Consider the following 15,744-nt stretch of genomic DNA (forward strand, 5'->3'; position numbering starts at 1 on the left):
ACTGGGCACCCATGCCCGGCCATTGCGAGCCCTGCCCGGGAAACACCAACGCGGTCTTGCCCACCGGGTGGGTGCGCCCCACCGCGACACCAGCACCCGGCGCACCGTCGGCCAACCCCGCTAGCCCGGCCATTAACTCGCCCCGGGAGGCGCCCACCACGACCGCCCGATGCTCGAACAGCGCCCGCGTGCTGACCAGCGACCAGCCCACGTCGGCGACGGCAAGCTCTGAGCGTTCACCTACCCACGCGAGCAACCGACCCGCCTGATTCGCCAGCGCCTGCGCCGAACGCGCGGACAGCACCCACGGAGCAATGCCGGTAAACGGTTCAGCCACCACCACTTCCGTCGGGGGGGCCTGTTCCACGATCACGTGCGCGTTGGTACCGCTGATGCCGAACGACGACACTCCAGCCCGCCGGGGCCGACCTTGTACCCGCCACGCGCGAGACTCGGTCAACAACGACACCTCGCCCGCCGACCAATCCACATGGGGCGTAGGCACATCCACGTGCAACGTCTTGGGCATTACAGCGTGCCGCAGTGCCTGCACCACCTTGATGACGCCGGCTACGCCGGCCGCCGCGGACGTATGCCCCATGTTGGACTTGATCGAACCCAACCACAGGGGCCGGTTGCGGTCCTGTCCATAGGTCGCCAGGATGGCCTGTGCCTCAATGGGATCGCCGAGCGTGGTCCCCGTGCCGTGGCCCTCCACCATGTCCACGTCGGCCGGACCGAGCCGGGCGCTGGCCAACGCGGCCCGGATCACCCGCTGTTGTGCCGGCCCGTTCGGCGTCGCCAACCCATTGGAGGCGCCGTCCTGGTTGACCGCGGAGCCACGCACCACCGCCCACACCGGGTGTCCCAGCCGCCGTGCATCTGCCAACCGCTCCACCACGAGCGCGCCCGCACCCTCGGAGAACCCGGTGCCGTCCGCCGCGCCGGCGTAGGCCTTGCATCGCCCGTCGGCCGACAACGCGCGCTGGCGGCTGAATTCGATGAACATCGCCGGCGTCGCCATCACCGTCACACCCCCGACGAGCGCCAAATCGCATTCCCCCGAACGCAACGACTGCACCGCCAGGTGCAGCGCTACCAAAGACGACGAACACGCCGTATCGACCGACACCGCGGGGCCTTCCAGACCCAATACGTACGCCACCCGACCCGACGCCACACTCAGCGTCGAACCGCGCAGGCCGTAGCGCTCGAGGTCCCCCGGCACCCGACCCTGACCCCCGTAGGAACCGTGGAAAACTCCCGCGAACACACCCGTTGCCGAACCCTTTAACCGCAGCGGGTCAATCCCCGTGCGCTCCAATGCTTCCCAAGTGGTCTCCAGCAAAAGCCGCTGCTGTGGATCCATCGCCAGCACCTCGCTGGGCGCGATCCCGAAGAACTCGGCATCGAAATCGGCGACGGCTGCCAGGAATCCGCCCCGCCGCGCATACGACTTGCCCGTCGCGTCCGGATCAGAATCAAACAAATCCGCCAGATCCCAGTCGCGATCCGCGGGAAATTCCGAAACCACGTCGCGGCCCTGAACCACCATGTCCCACAAGTCGTCCGGCGACTCGATCCCGCCCGGATAGCGGCAAGCCATCCCCACGATCGCTACCGGGGACGCCGGCTCCATGGCCAGGGCGAGATACTCGCGGTTCTCGCGCTTCAATCGCGCGTTGTCCTTGAGCGACGTGCGCAGTGCCTTGACTAGATCGTCTTGGGAGCTGCTCATAGGGCCCGCTCCCGGAAACCCGCCGAACGTAACGCCGCCGCGAGATTTCGGCGGCTGGAAGGTCGCAGTGGCGTTAGTCTCGCGCCGAGAGGCGTGCCGACATGCATTCAGTGCCAGCGCAGCAGGACGAGTTCGGAACAGAATCCGGGACCCATGGCGATCATCAGCCCGGGACTCCCGCTGGGCGGAGGTTTGGCCAGGGTGTCACGCAGGACGTGCAGGACGGACGCCGACGACAGGTTGCCGATCTCGCCCAGCGATCGCCACGTCAGCTCCACGGCCTCCGGCGGCAGGTCCAGGCTCGTGGTGATCGCGTCGATGATCTTGGGGCCACCGGGATGGGTTACCCAGGCGCCGACGTCAGTGGTGGTCAGATCGTGCGCGGCGAGAAACGCCGTGACGTCGTCGCCCAGATACCGCTCCACCACCTCGGCCAATTCCCGCGACAACACCAGCTCGAACCCGGCGGGGCCGACGTCGTAGCCCATGGTGCGCAGCGAGTTGGGGTAGAGGTGGCTGCGCGAGTCGAGAATGTCGGGTCCGGCGGCGTCGATCCGCTCGGCGCGGCGCTCGCCGACGGCCACCACCGCGGCCGCACCGTCAGCAAACAGCGCGCTGCCCACCAAACCCGCCAGGGACGGCTTGTAGCCGGGGTAGGTGAGCGAACACAGCTCGACGGAGATCAACGCCGCCACGGCGTCGGGAGCACCGCGCAGGTAGTCGTGGAGGCGAGCCACGCCGGCCGCCCCGGCCACACAGCCCAGGCCGAACAGCGGAACTCGGCGCACGTCGGGCCGCAACCCCAGCCGCCCGGCGATGCGGGCGTCCAGCGTCGGCACCGCGAGGCCGGTTACCGTCGTCGTGAAGACCACGTCGATGTCCGAGGCCTGTAGACCAGCCTCGTCGAGCGCTCCCTCAAGCGCCTGACACCCCAGGTCAACCGCGTTTTCGATAAAGATCCAGTTCGCCTCGCCGAAGTCGGTCAGCATCGGATAGCGCTCCAGCGGCAGGACCAGATGGCGGCTGTGCACCTTCGCGCTGGCGTGCAACTGACGAACGATGTCTTCGAAGCCCTCGAACTCGGGGATGTTGACGAACGTTTCGGTGAGTTCGTGCTGGGAATAGCGATGCGGCGGCAACGCACCGAACACTCCTGCGATGACGCTCACTGCACCCACCCCTTTGACACGGGCATCTACGCCGGCAGGTTCAACCGGAACACTCGATGGGTGAAATTTTAGTCCGCTCGGGAAAGACCGGCAAAGGAATCGGAGCGGGCGCTCAGCCCAGCAGGCGCTGCCGCACCCGATCGGCGCCCGTCAGGACGGCGTTCAATTGCTCGCCGACCTGACTGGGCGCGGTGCCCCCCCGCGCGTCGCGCGAGGACACCGAACCCTCGATCGTCAGCACGTCGCGAACCTGCGGGGTCAACTTGGGACTGATGGCGGCCAGTTCGTCGTCGGTCAGGTCCTGCAAGCCGACGCCGCGGCTCTCGGCGGCGCGCACCGCCGCGCCGGCGGCCTCGTGTGCCGACCTGAACGAAACACCTGAGCGCACAAGCCATTCAGCGAGATCGGTGGCCAGCGTGTAGCCGGCCGGTGCCAGGGCGGCCATGCGTTCGACGTGAAACGTCAGGCTGCCCACCAGACCCGCCATCGCCGGCAGCAGCAGCTCCAGCTGGGCTACCGAGTCGAACACCGGCTCCTTGTCCTCCTGCAAGTCACGGTTGTAGGCCAGCGGCTGGGCTTTCAGCGTCGCCAGCAGCCCGGCCAGGTTGCCGATCAGCCGACCCGACTTTCCGCGTGCCAACTCGGCGATGTCCGGATTCTTCTTCTGCGGCATGATCGAGCTGCCCGTCGACCAGGAGTCGTGCAAACTGACGTACCCGAATTCGGTCGAGCTCCAGATGATGATGTCCTCGGCGAGTCGGGACAGGTCCACGGCGATCATGGCGAACACGAACGCCGCCTCGGCAGCGAAGTCACGGGCGGCGGTCGCGTCCACGGAGTTGTCCGCCGCAGCCGCAAAGCCCAAGTCCGCGGCGATCGCTTCGGGGTCCAGGCCCAGCGACGAACCGGCCAGCGCACCCGAGCCATACGGAGACACTGCCGCGCGTTTGTCGAAGTCGACGAGGCGGTCCACGTCGCGCAGCAGCGGGTGGGCGTGCGCGAGCAGATGGTGTGCCAACAGGATCGGCTGGGCGGACTGCAGGTGGGTCTTGCCGGGCATGATGGCCGACGGATGCGCAGCGGCCTGGGCGGCCAGCGCGGCGACGACATCCAGCGCGCCCTGCGCGACGCGGCGCACCGCGTCGCGCAGCCACATCCGGAAGAGGGTCGCGATCTGGTCGTTGCGCGACCGTCCGGCCCGCAGCCGCCCGCCGAGGTCGGGTCCGACCCGGTCGATCAGGCCACGTTCCAGGGCGGCGTGTACGTCCTCGTCGGTGACCAGCGGGCCGAAGCTGCCATCGGCAACGTCTTCGGCGAGGCTGTCCAGCCCAGCCAGCAGGTCGTCGCGCTGCTCCTCGGTGAGCAGCCCGGCCCGAAAGAGCACGACGGTGTGCGCCCGCGACGCGGTGATGTCGTAGGGGGCCAGCACCCAGTCGAAATGGGTGGATTTGCTCAGCGCGGCCAGCGCGTCGGACGGGCCGTCCGCGAACCTCCCGCCCCACAGCGACCCTTGATTGGTGCTCACGTGGCCCTCACCTGTCCGCGACTGTGAACCTGGCGACGCTGTGGCGGCGTGTCGCGTCGCCTAATTCACACTCGTGCCGGTGGAGGGTCACCGCAAATCCCGGCGAGCGGCGAGCTTGGACGACAACCCGTGCACATACACGAACCCCTTCGACGCGGACTGGTCGAAGGAGTCGCCCTCGTCGTAGGTGGCCAGGTTGAAGTCATACAGAGATTCCGCGCTGCGACGGCCGTTCACCGCGATGTGACCGCCGTGCAGAACCATTCGGACCTCACCCGACACGTGGTCCTGGGTCTTGGCGACGAAGCTCTCCAAGGCGATCTTCAACGGCGAGTACCACAGCCCGTCATAGACCAGCTCGGCCCAGCGCTGGTCGGTCTGCCGCTTGAACCGGCCCAACTCACGCTCCAACGTGACGTGCTCGAGCTCGGTGTGCGCGGTGATGAGCACCATCGCCCCGGGCGCCTCATAGATCTCGCGGCTCTTGATCCCCACCAGCCGGTCCTCGACGACATCCAACCGCCCGACCCCCTGAGCCCCGGCGCGGCGGTTGAGTTCCTCGATGGCCTGCAGCATCGACACCGGCCGACCGTCGATCGACACCGGCACGCCTTGTTCGAATCCGACGATGACCTCGTCGGGGGTGCTCCAATTGAGAGTCGGATCTTCGGTGTAGTCGTAGATATCCTTGGTGGGCGCGTTCCAGAGGTGTTCCAGGAAGCCAGTTTCCACCGCACGGCCCCATACGTTCTGATCGATCGAGAACGGTGAGCGCTTGGTGACGTTGATCGGGATGGCGTTCTCTTCGGCGAACGCGATCGCCTTTTCCCGCGTCCACGCGTAGTCGCGCACCGGAGCCAGTACCTCCAAATCCGGTGCGAGCGAGGCGAATCCAACTTCGAACCGGACCTGGTCGTTGCCCTTGCCGGTGCAGCCGTGCGCGACGATGCCGCCGCCATGCTCACGCGCGGCTGCCACCAGGTGCTTGACGATCAGCGGCCGGCTGATGGCCGAGACCAACGGGTAGCGGTCCATGTACAGCGCGTTGTTCAGGACGGTGGGCAGGCAGTAGCCCTCGGCGAACTCGTCGCGCGCATCGACGACGACCGCCTCGACGGCGCCGCAGTCCAGCGCGCGCTGGCGCACGACCTCCATGTCCTCGCCGCCCTGGCCAAGGTCAATCGCCACCGCCACGACCTCGCGACCGGTCTCCTTGCCTATCCAGCTGATGGCCACCGAGGTGTCCAGGCCGCCGGAATACGCCAGGATGACGCGCTCTGACATGAGCCAATCTCCTTTATCTGAGACTTTCGAATTCCGATGCCAGCTCGACGCCGGTCATCGGCTCCCGGGCAGCCACAAACACGGTGTCGTCGCCGGCGATGGTGCCGACCACGAACGGTAGCGCTGCGCGATCGATCGCGCTGGCCAGATAGTGAGCCCCGCCGGGCGGCGTGCGCAGCACAGCGAGGTTCGCGCTCGCATCACAGGACACCAGCAGGTCCCCCAGCAGCCGAGACAGCCGCGAGGTACCGCCGGACACCCCGCGTACCGGGCTGCCGTCCTCGGGGACGACGTAGACGCCGACGCCGCCGTCGGCCCCGCGCAGCTTTACCGCGCCGAGCTCCTCCAGATCCCGCGACAGCGTGGCCTGGGTGACCTCGATACCCTCGTTGGCCAGCAGCGCGGCCAGCTCGGTTTGGCTGCGCACCTCCGCCGACGACAGGATCGCGACGATGCGGGCCTGCCGACCGACGCGGGTTGTCTCGGCTGCGGTCCGTGAACCTCCGCTGGTCATCGGGGTTGCTCCAGCAGCCACGCCAGCAGCGCCTTCTGCGCATGCAGCCGGTTCTCCGCCTCGTCCCACACCACGCTGGCCGGTCCGTCCATCACCTGATCGGTGATCTCGTCACCACGATGAGCTGGAAGACAGTGCAGCACAATGGCTTCCGCGTCCGCCAGGGCTACCAGTCGTGCGTTGACTTGGAACGGCCAGAATGGCCCTACGCGGTCCAGCCCATCGTTCTCCTGGCCCATTGATGTCCAGGTGTCGGTCACCAGCACGTCGGCTCCGGTGGCGGCGGCGTCGGGGTCGGCGGTGATGGTCACCGAGGCGCCGGTCTTCTGGGCGCGCCGCTCGGCCGCGGCGATCACGGCCGGGTCAGGCGTAAATCCGGTGGGGGCCGCAACGGTGACGTGTATCCCGGCGGTGGCTCCCCCGAGCATCAGCGAGTGGGCCATGTTGTTGGCGCCATCTCCGAAGTAGGTCAGCCGCAAGCCTTTCAGCGACCCCTTGCATTCGGCAACGGTCTGCAGATCGGCCAGCACCTGGCAGGGGTGGAACTCGTCGGACAGGGCGTTGATCACCGGCACCGTGGCCGTGGCGGCCATGGCGGTCAGCCGGTCCTGCCCGAACGTCCGCCAGACGATGGCATCGACATAGCGGGACAGCACCTTTGCCGTATCCTGCAGGGTCTCTTCGCGACCCAGCTGGGTGTTGCGTCCGTCGACGACGACGGCGTGCCCGCCGAGCTGTGCGATGCCCACCTCGAAGGAAAACCGCGTGCGGGTGGAGTTTTTGTCGAAGATGACCGCCACCCCGCGGGGCCCATCGAGGGGACGACGGCTGAACGGATCCTTCTTCAGTTCGGCTGCGAGCTCGAGGATGTCGGCCTGCTCGGTCGGCGACAGGTCGTCGTCGCGCAGGAAATGCCGGGTCATATCGAGGGCCCGGCGAGAATGCCCGGCAGGGCGGCGACGAAAGCGTCGAGCTGGGGTTCGGTGATGATCAGCGGCGGCGCCAGCCGGATAACGTTGGGCGCAACCGCGTTGACCAGGTAGCCCGCGTCGCGAGCAGCCGTCTCAGCGTCCTTTGCGTGCGCGCCGGAAAGCACGATCCCCCACAACAATCCGCGGCCGCGCACCTGCTCGATCAGCGGATGACCCAGTGATTCGATGCCGTGTCGCAGCGATTTGCCCAGCACGTCGGCTCGGCGGACCAGATCGTCGGCCGCCAGCACCCGCAGCACCGCCAGCGCCGCCGCGGTGCAGATCGGGTTGCCGCCAAAGGTGCTGCCGTGCAGGCCGGGGGTGAGTAACTCCGCGGCGGGGCCCACAGCCAGCACCGCCCCGATCGGCAACCCGCCGCCGAGTCCCTTGGCCAGGGTCACCACGTCAGGGGTTATGCCGTCATGCTGATGAGCGAAAAATGCTCCGGTGCGGCCGATTCCGGTCTGTACCTCGTCCAGCACGAGCAATGCACCGTGGCGCATCGTGATCTCCCGGGCGGCCACCAGATAACCCTCGGGCGGGACGACGACTCCGCACTCCCCCATGATCGGCTCGAGAAACACCGCTGCCGTGTCGTCGTCGACGGCGGCTTGCAACGCATCAACATCGCCATAGGGCACGTGTGTGACGTCGCCGGGCAACGGTGCGAACGGGGCCTGCTTGGTCGGTTGTCCCGTCAACGCCAGCGAGCCCATCGTCCGGCCATGGAATGCTTCCTGCGCGGCTACAAGTTTGGTGCGCCCGGTGAGCCGGGAAAGCTTGAAAGCCAGTTCGTTGGCCTCGGTACCAGAGTTGCAGAAAAACACTCGCGTCTGCGATTCGGCGCCCAGCAACCCCACCAGTTCCTCGGCCAGCGCCAGGCCGGGCTCAGTGGCATACAGGTTAGACGTATGGCCCAGCGTCGACATCTGTTGCGTGACAGCCTCGATGACAGCGGGGTGGCGATGGCCCAGCACATTGACTGCGATGCCGCCGAGCAGGTCGACGTAGGTCTTACCGTCGACGTCGGTGACCACAGCGCCATCACCACTGGCCAGCGCGACCGGCGGGGTGCCGTAGTTATTCATCATCACGGCTTGCCATCTGGCGCGCATGCTGTCGGTGCCCGTCATGCGCTCACCACCTTGGTGCCGGTGCCCGCGTCGGTGAACAGCTCCACCAGCACGCAGTGTTGGACCCGCCCGTCGATGACGTGCGCGCTGGGTACACCACCGGCGACGGCCCGCAGGCACGCCTCGATCTTGGGGATCATCCCCGCCTCTAGCGTCGGCAGCAGTTGTGCCAGTGTGGCCGTATCGATTTCGCTGACCAACGAATCCCGATCCGGCCAACCGGTGTACAGGCCTTCGACATCGGTGAGCATCAACAATTTTTCGGCCCCCAGCGCCTCGGCCAGTGCCGCCGCGGCGGTGTCGGCGTTGATGTTGTGCACCACACCGTCATAATCCGGCGCCAAAGTCGAAACGACGGGAATCCGGTGCGCCGCAATGAGGTCCAGCACCGCCGCCGTATTGACGTGTGCCACATCCCCGACCAGGCCGATATCGGTGACCACGCCGTCGACGGTGACGCTGCGTCGCACGGCGGTAAACAGCTGCGCATCCTCTCCGGTGATGCCGACAGCGTAGGGTCCATGCGCGTTGATCAGGTTGACCAGTTCGCGCCCCACCTGACCGAACAACACCATCCGGGCGACGTCGAGGACTTCCGGTGTGGTGACCCGGAAGCCGCCCTTGAAGTCACCCTCGAGGCCGAGTCTCCGCAGCATCGCGGTGATCTGCGGCCCCCCGCCGTGCACGACGACGGGATGGATCCCGCAGTTGCGCAGAAACGCCATGTCGGCGGCAAAGGCCTGTCGTAGCGTGGCGTCGGTCATGGCGTTGCCGCCATATTTGACAACCACGATCCTGCCGTGCAGCTGCTTGAGCCAGGGCAGCGCTTCAGCCAGCACCTGCGCCTTGGCCTGAGTGGGCAACGTGGCGGTCATGAGCTGTAAGCCGAGTTCTCTTCGACGTAGGCGTACGAGAGGTCGGTGGTGCGGATTGCGGCGCAACCTGTTCCGACGGCGAGGTCGACGGTGATGTCGATGTCCGGCGCCGACAGGTCAACCTGGCGTGCACCCGCAGCGCCGACGCCATCGGCGTAGACAGCAGAGCCGTTGAACGACACGGTGATTCGATCGGGATCGAGTGCCACAGGCGCCATCCCGACCGCAGCCAGCACCCGTCCCCAGTTGGGGTCGGAGCCAAATACCGCGGTCTTGACCAGACTGTCGCGGGCAATCACCCGGGCGGCGACCAGGGCGTCATCCTCGGTGGCCGCGCCGGTAACCGTCACGGTGACGCGCTTGGTGACGCCTTCGGCGTCGGCTTGGAGCTGAGCGCATAGGTCGTCGCAGACTTGCCACACCGCCGCATCGAGATCGGCTTGGGGCGGGCTGATTTCGCTGGCGCCCGACGCCAGCAGCAGCACGGTGTCGTTGGTGGAGCAGCTACCGTCGATGTCGAGTCGGTCGAACGTGCGGGCGCTGGCACGGCGCAGCGCCTGCTCGAGCGCCTCAGGCTCGACGACGGCATCGGTGGTCAGTACGCAGAGCATCGTGGCCAATGAGGGCGCCAGCATGCCCGCACCCTTGGCCATTCCACCGACGGTCCAGTTGTTCTGATGATGCAGCGCAACTTGTTTGGGCCTGGTGTCGGTCGTCATGATGGCATGGGCGGCGTCGTCCCCCCCACTGAGTCCGCCCGCCATCTCGTGCACGATCTCGCGAACTCCCGTGAGCACCTTGTCCATTGGCAGACGGTCGCCGATCAGCCCCGTGGAGCAGACGGCGACCTCGATGGCCCCCGTCTCCGTCCCCCAGTCCGACAATGCGGCGGCCACGGCCTCCGCGGTGGCATGGGTGTCCTGAAAGCCGGCCGGCCCGGTACACGCGTTCGCACCGCCGGAGTTGAGGATTACCGCGCGCAGTCGCCGCGTGGTGAGCACCTGCTGGGTCCACAACACCGGCGCGGCTTTGACCTTGTTGCGGGTGAACACTCCTGCCGCCGCGTAGTCGGGGCCCTCGTTGAAGACCAGCGCCAGGTCGCGGGCCCCCGACACCTTGATCCCCGCCGCGATGCCGGCGGCCCGGAAGCCCGCCGCCGCGGTGACGCCCTGAGCGCGCACCACCCTTGTGGGACTCGCGGTTTCGGTCACGGTGCCACCCCCACGACCGAAAGGCCTTCCGTCTCCGGCCAACCCAACGCCAGGTTCATCGACTGCACGGCGGCGCCCGCCGTGCCCTTGACGAGGTTGTCGATCGCGGCGATCGCTACGAACGTCTCGGCGGCCTCGTCCACGGCGATGGCGATGTGTGCCGCGTTGCTGCCGATGACAGCACCCGTGCGAGGCAGCTGGCCCTCCGGCATCAGATAGACGAAAGGGTCAGCGTGGTAAGCCTTCTCGTAGGCTGCCCGCAGCTGTGACAACGGCGAGCGGGTACGCGCCGTGCAGGTGGCCAGAATCCCGCGGGACATGGGGACCAGCACGGGGGTGAACGAGACTGTGACGTCGTGGTCGGTCACGGCCCGGAGCCCCTGGGCGATCTCGGGTGTGTGCCGATGGGCGCCACCGATGTTGTAGGCCCGTGCCGACCCGATGACCTCCGAGCCGAGTAGGTCAGTCTTGGCGGCGCGACCGGCGCCGGAGGTACCGCTGACCGTGACGACGGTGACCGCCGGGTCAATGAGGTCTTCGGCCACCGCAGGCAACAGCGCAAGCAGTGCTGCGGTTGGATAGCAGCCGGGCACCGCGATGCGACGGGCACCTGTGAGCCGGTCCCGCGCGCCGGGCAGCTCGGGCAGTCCGTAGGGCCAGCTTCCCGCGTGGGTGGACCCGTAGTACCGCTCCCAAGCGGCGGCGTCGGTAAGCCGAAAATCGGCGCCGCAGTCGATGATCAGGGTCCGAGGACCCAATTGTTCGGCCAGCGCCGCCGAGTGTCCGTGCGGCAGAGCCAAAAAGACAACATCATGGCCCGTGAGCGTGGCGGTGTCGGTCGGTTCGACAATGCGCTGGGCCAGTGGCGTGAGGTGCGGATGCTGCTCGCCGAGGGTGCTGCCCACGCTGGTTGCGGCAGTCAGCGCGCCGATAGTAAGCCGCCCGTCGCCGTATGCCGGATGCCCAAGCAATAGCCGGAGAATCTCGCCCCCTGCATAGCCGCTGGCACCGGCGATCGCCACCCGAATCTCATCGGCCATTTGCCGATTCTGCATGGTTATGCAGCGATTTGCAAATCCATTCTCAGGTGAACGGAAGGGTGGACCGAGTTCGGCCGGCCATCAGGGTAGCGCCCGCTTAGCCACTGAGGCTTCCTGCGGCCTGAATAGACAGCGCGAAGTTGAGCAGGGCGGCCCGGATGTCGGCAGCCAGCCCGAGACCGGCGTCACCAAGCGATGTGAGCAAGGCGTCACCGGTTTGGACAAATCCGATCACGCCATTACCCAGACCTACCAGCAAGCTGTCCCCGGTCACCGTGAATCCAGGCACCCCAACCCCGATGCTGGCGCCAAGAGCGTTACTCAGCGTGGCAATGATCCCAGCGGTGGCGTTCTCCCAAATCCTCGCTAGGGTCGCACCGGTCGCCGTCAGTCCGGTCAGTCCGCCACCGAAGGTGCCGGTCAATTCCTCACCAATGTTGGCGAGCCCGCTTAGGCCAGCACCCAGGCTGTTCGCCAGGGACCCGCCAGCCTGCACCAACCCGGAAACGACGCCATTGAGACCCGCCCCTAATGCGGTATTGATGTCGAGCATCAACGAAGCGTTCAGACTGCCGTTAAGGAGTTGGCTGAGTCCTGCGTTGAAGTCAGCCGCCAGCGACTCGCCGGTCTGCACCAAGGCATTCAGGCCACCGGCGAAGCCACCAGTCAGATTCCCCAGTTGCGTACCGAAGTTAGCGAACATCGACTCGCCAGTCTGAATCAAGCGACCCAGCGAACCGCCGACATTGAGGCCCCCAGATAGGAACCCGTTCAGGACGGCACTCAGCGACCCGCCGAACGCTCCGCCAAAGCCGTTCAGTGCTGCGGACAGTTCAGCTGCCAAGTTGCCAAAGTTCGGCGGAGCGGGGAACGACGGCAGCGTCGGCAGGTGCCCGAACGCGCCGCCCACCTGCGCGGCCAACGATTCACCGGTCTGCACCAACGCATTTAGACCCGCACCGAACTCGGCACCTAGAGTCCCCAGGTTCGGCAGACCCGGGAAGGGCGGCAGACCCGGGAACCCCGGGAATGGCGGCAACGTCAACCCACCCGAGAGCATCCCATTCAGGGCCGCATTCAACTCGGCACCCAAACCATTGATCGCCACCTCGAGCCCACCACCCAAGTTGCCCAAATTCGGCAGACCCGGCAACGGGATGTTCGGCAACCCCGGGAAGCCCGGGAACGACGGCAGATGACCAAACGCCCCACCCAACTGCGCGGCCAGCGATTCACCGCTGAGCACCAACGCATTTAGACCCGCACCGAACTCGGCACCTAGAGTCCCCAGGTTCGGCAGACCCGGGAAGGGCGGCAGACCCGGGAACCCCGGGAATGGGGGCAGGGTCAGCCCGCCCGAGAGCATCCCATTCAGGGCCGCATTCAGCTCGGCACCCAAACCATTGATCGCCAGCTCGAGCCCACCACCCAAGTTGCCCAAATTCGGCAGACTCGGCAACGGGATGGTGGGGAACCCCGGGAAGCCCGGGAACGACGGCAGATGACCCAACGCGCCGCCCAACTGCGCAGCCAGCGATTCACCGGTCTGCACCAACGCGTTCAAGCCAGCACCGAACTCGGCACCCAGATTCCCCAGGTTCGGCAGACCCGGCAACCCCGGGAAGGGCGGCAGACCCGGGAACCCCGGGAATGGCGGCAACGTCAACCCGCCCGAGAGCATCCCATTCAGGGCCGCATTCAACTCGGCACCCAAACCATTGATCGCCACCTCAAGCCCACCACCCAAGTTCCCCAAATTCGGCAGACTCGGCAACGGGATGGTGGGGAACCCAGGGAAGCCCGGGAACGAGGGCAGATGACCAAACGCCCCGCCCAACTGCGCGGCCAGCGATTCACCGCTCAGCACCAACGCATTCAGACCAGCACCGAACTGCGCACCCAGAGTCCCCAGATTCGGCAGACCCGGGAAGGGCGGCAGACCCGGGAAGCCCGGGAATGGCGGCAGCGTCAACCCGCCCGAGAGCATCCCATTCAGGGCCGCATTCAACTCGGCACCCAAACCATTGATCGCCACCTCGAGCCCACCACCCAAGTTCCCTAAATTCGGCAGACTCGGCAACGGGATGGTGGGGAAGCCCGGGAAGCCCGGGAACGAGGGCAGATGACCAAACGCCCCGCCCAACTGCGCGGCCAGCGATTCACCGCTGAGCACCAACGCATTTAAGCCAGCACCGAACTCGGCACCTAGAGTCCCCAGGTTCGGCAGACCCGGGAAGGGCGGCAGACCCGGGAACCCCGGGAAGCCCGGGAAGCCCGGGAATGGTGGCAGCGTCAGCCCGCCCGAGAGCATCCCGTTCAGCGCCGCATTCAGCGCGGCACCCAAACCGCTGATCGCCACCTCAAGCCCACCACCCAAGTTGCCCAAATTCGGCAGACTCGGCAACGGGATGTTCGGGAAACCCGGCTGAATAATGGGTAACGGCAAGCGGCCGAATTGTGTTGCTAGGTCGGCGAAGAACCTTTCGCCGGTCTGCGTTAAAGCACTCAATCCCGCCCCGAACTCCGCACCCAGGTTCCCCAGGTTCGGCAGAGCCGGGAAGGGCGGCAGACCCGGGAAGCCCGGGAATGGGGGCAGCGTCAACCCGCCCGAGAGCATCCCATTCAGGGCCGCATTCAACTCGGCACCCAAACCATTGATCGCCACCTCGAGCCCGCCACCGAAGTTGCCCAAATTCGGCAGACTCGGCAACGGGATATTCGGGAAGCCAGGGAAGCCCGGGAACGAGGGCAGATGGCCAAAGGATGCACCCAACTGCGCAGCCAACGATTCACCGCTGAGCACCAACGCATTTAGACCCGCACCAAACTCGGCACCTAGAGTCCCCAGGTTCGGCAGACCCGGGAACGCCGGCAGACCCGGGAACCCCGGGAAGCCCTGCACACCGGGGAAGGTCGGCAGTGACGGCAGGTGCCCGAACGCGCCGCCCAACTGCGCGGCCAACGATTCACCGCTGAGCACCAACGCGTTCAGACCAGCACCAAACTGCGCACCTAGAGCCCCCAGATTCGGCAGACCCGGGAAGGGCGGCAGACCCGGGAAAACCGGGAAGCCGGGGAATGGGGGCAGCGTCAACCCGCCCGAGAGCATCCCGTTCAGGGCCGCATTCAACTCGGCACCCAAACCATTGATCGCCACCTCGAGCCCACCGCCCAAGTTCCCCAAATTCGGCAACGCTGGGAACCCAGGAAAGCCGGGGAAGCCCGGGAACGACGGCAGGTGCCCGAAAGATGCACCCAACTGCCCGGCCAACGACTCACCGGTCTGCACCAGGGTATCCAGGCCACCAATGAAGCCACCGCCCAAATTCCCAAGCTGCCCAGCGAAATTCGCGAAGAATGCCTCTCCGCCGTGAATCAAGTCAGACAGTGAACCATTAAATCCGCCCGACAGCATCGCACCAATCTGGATGGACAAGGGAGCGTTCAGAATCGCCGAAAGAGCCGCATTGGCTTGGGCAGACAGCGCTGCGCCGGTCGCGGACATCATAGCTCCGCTATTCTCAAGCGCAAGACCGAGATTCACTATCGCGTCGCCGGTCTGGACAAGCCCGGCGCCGACGCCGCGCGTGATCGCGCCACCGGTCTGGAGAGCCAAGCCGCTCAGTCCACCGCCGAAAGCCGTCTCCAGCGCAAGAGCTAGTCCAGCGCCGGGACCACCGCTCACATCCAATGACAGCGCAGCACTAATCTCTGCGCCCAGACCGGACAGCGCCGTGCCGAAGTCGGCGGCAAGGTTACCACTCCCCTGCGCCACCGCGGCGGCGTTGGCGGACTCGGCCTCTATGTAGGATGTCGCTCCGGCACTGAGCAGGTTGACAAACTGGTCATGAAACGCCGCCGCCTCAGCATTGAGGGCTTGAAAGTCCTTGCCAAACTGACCAAATAGCGCCGCGACGGCCGTTGACACCTCGTCGGCGGCCGCAGGCGCAACAGCACCAGTCGGCATCGCTGCCGATGCCGCCGACTCTTCGAGCGTCGCTCGAATAGCTGCTAGATCCTGCGCCGCCAGGTCGACCACGTCCGGCGCCACGAATACATACGACATGTTCATCTCCCCACCACATGACCCCATGAACAAGAAACCGAATGCCCCTTGATGGAACCTGAGTCACACCAGAAGGCCGCGTCCCCCGATAATGCCCTGTTAGTTCCCACCCGCCAGGACACGTAAACCTAGAATATAGACCATTTTTCGCGCCACCGTCGCACAAGTTCCGCGATTCGCCCTCGCAATCGATATTGCTGCGATACGCTCCAATGGAA

Annotated in this window: 11 protein-coding genes; all 11 read right to left on the reverse strand. The window is 66.4% G+C overall.

What is annotated here, in order from left to right:
• On the reverse strand, window positions 1-1,738 hold a 1,738-nt coding region (locus tag JO236_RS15540), incomplete at its 3' end, for a type I polyketide synthase (RefSeq protein WP_293331909.1).
• A 107-nt stretch (window positions 1,739-1,845) separates the two neighbouring features.
• Complete coding sequence (locus JO236_RS15545) at window positions 1,846-2,907, reverse strand: type III polyketide synthase (protein WP_293331912.1); 1,062 nt, start codon at window positions 2,905-2,907, stop codon at window positions 1,846-1,848.
• 112 nt (window positions 2,908-3,019) lie between these two features.
• Window positions 3,020-4,432: an argininosuccinate lyase gene (gene argH / locus JO236_RS15550; RefSeq protein ID WP_293331915.1), complete on the reverse strand. Its 1,413-nt coding sequence runs from the start codon at window positions 4,430-4,432 to the stop codon at window positions 3,020-3,022.
• Window positions 4,433-4,519: 87 nt separating this feature from the next.
• Window positions 4,520-5,716 (reverse strand): argininosuccinate synthase, encoded by a 1,197-nt coding sequence (locus JO236_RS15555; RefSeq protein ID WP_293331918.1) that lies wholly within the window; start codon window positions 5,714-5,716, stop codon window positions 4,520-4,522.
• Window positions 5,717-5,729: 13 nt separating this feature from the next.
• Entirely contained in the window at window positions 5,730-6,230 is a 501-nt protein-coding gene (locus JO236_RS15560; RefSeq protein ID WP_293331921.1) for an arginine repressor, read from the reverse strand.
• Entirely contained in the window at window positions 6,227-7,153 is a 927-nt protein-coding gene (gene argF / locus JO236_RS15565; RefSeq protein WP_293331924.1) for an ornithine carbamoyltransferase, read from the reverse strand. The genes JO236_RS15560 and argF overlap by 4 nt, the downstream gene beginning before the upstream one ends.
• Window positions 7,150-8,334 carry an acetylornithine transaminase gene (locus JO236_RS15570; protein WP_293331927.1) on the reverse strand — a complete coding sequence of 395 codons (1,185 nt, stop codon included), beginning with the start codon at window positions 8,332-8,334 and terminating at the stop codon, window positions 7,150-7,152. The genes argF and JO236_RS15570 overlap by 4 nt, the downstream gene beginning before the upstream one ends.
• Window positions 8,331-9,209 carry an acetylglutamate kinase gene (argB, locus tag JO236_RS15575; RefSeq protein WP_293331930.1) on the reverse strand — a complete coding sequence of 293 codons (879 nt, stop codon included), beginning with the start codon at window positions 9,207-9,209 and terminating at the stop codon, window positions 8,331-8,333. The genes JO236_RS15570 and argB overlap by 4 nt, the downstream gene beginning before the upstream one ends.
• On the reverse strand, window positions 9,206-10,420 hold the full coding sequence (argJ, locus tag JO236_RS15580; RefSeq protein ID WP_293331933.1) for a bifunctional glutamate N-acetyltransferase/amino-acid acetyltransferase ArgJ: 1,215 nt from the start codon (window positions 10,418-10,420) through the stop codon (window positions 9,206-9,208). The genes argB and argJ overlap by 4 nt, the downstream gene beginning before the upstream one ends.
• A complete protein-coding gene (gene argC / locus JO236_RS15585) occupies window positions 10,417-11,475 on the reverse strand; it encodes an N-acetyl-gamma-glutamyl-phosphate reductase (RefSeq protein ID WP_293331936.1) in 1,059 nt (352 codons plus the stop codon). The genes argJ and argC overlap by 4 nt, the downstream gene beginning before the upstream one ends.
• 82 nt (window positions 11,476-11,557) lie before the next feature.
• On the reverse strand, window positions 11,558-15,526 hold the full coding sequence (locus JO236_RS15590; RefSeq protein ID WP_293331939.1) for a PE family protein: 3,969 nt from the start codon (window positions 15,524-15,526) through the stop codon (window positions 11,558-11,560).
• Between the last annotated feature and the right edge of the window lie 218 nt (window positions 15,527-15,744).

Source organism: Mycobacterium sp. (assembly GCF_019247635.1).
Taxonomy (GTDB): domain Bacteria; phylum Actinomycetota; class Actinomycetes; order Mycobacteriales; family Mycobacteriaceae; genus Mycobacterium.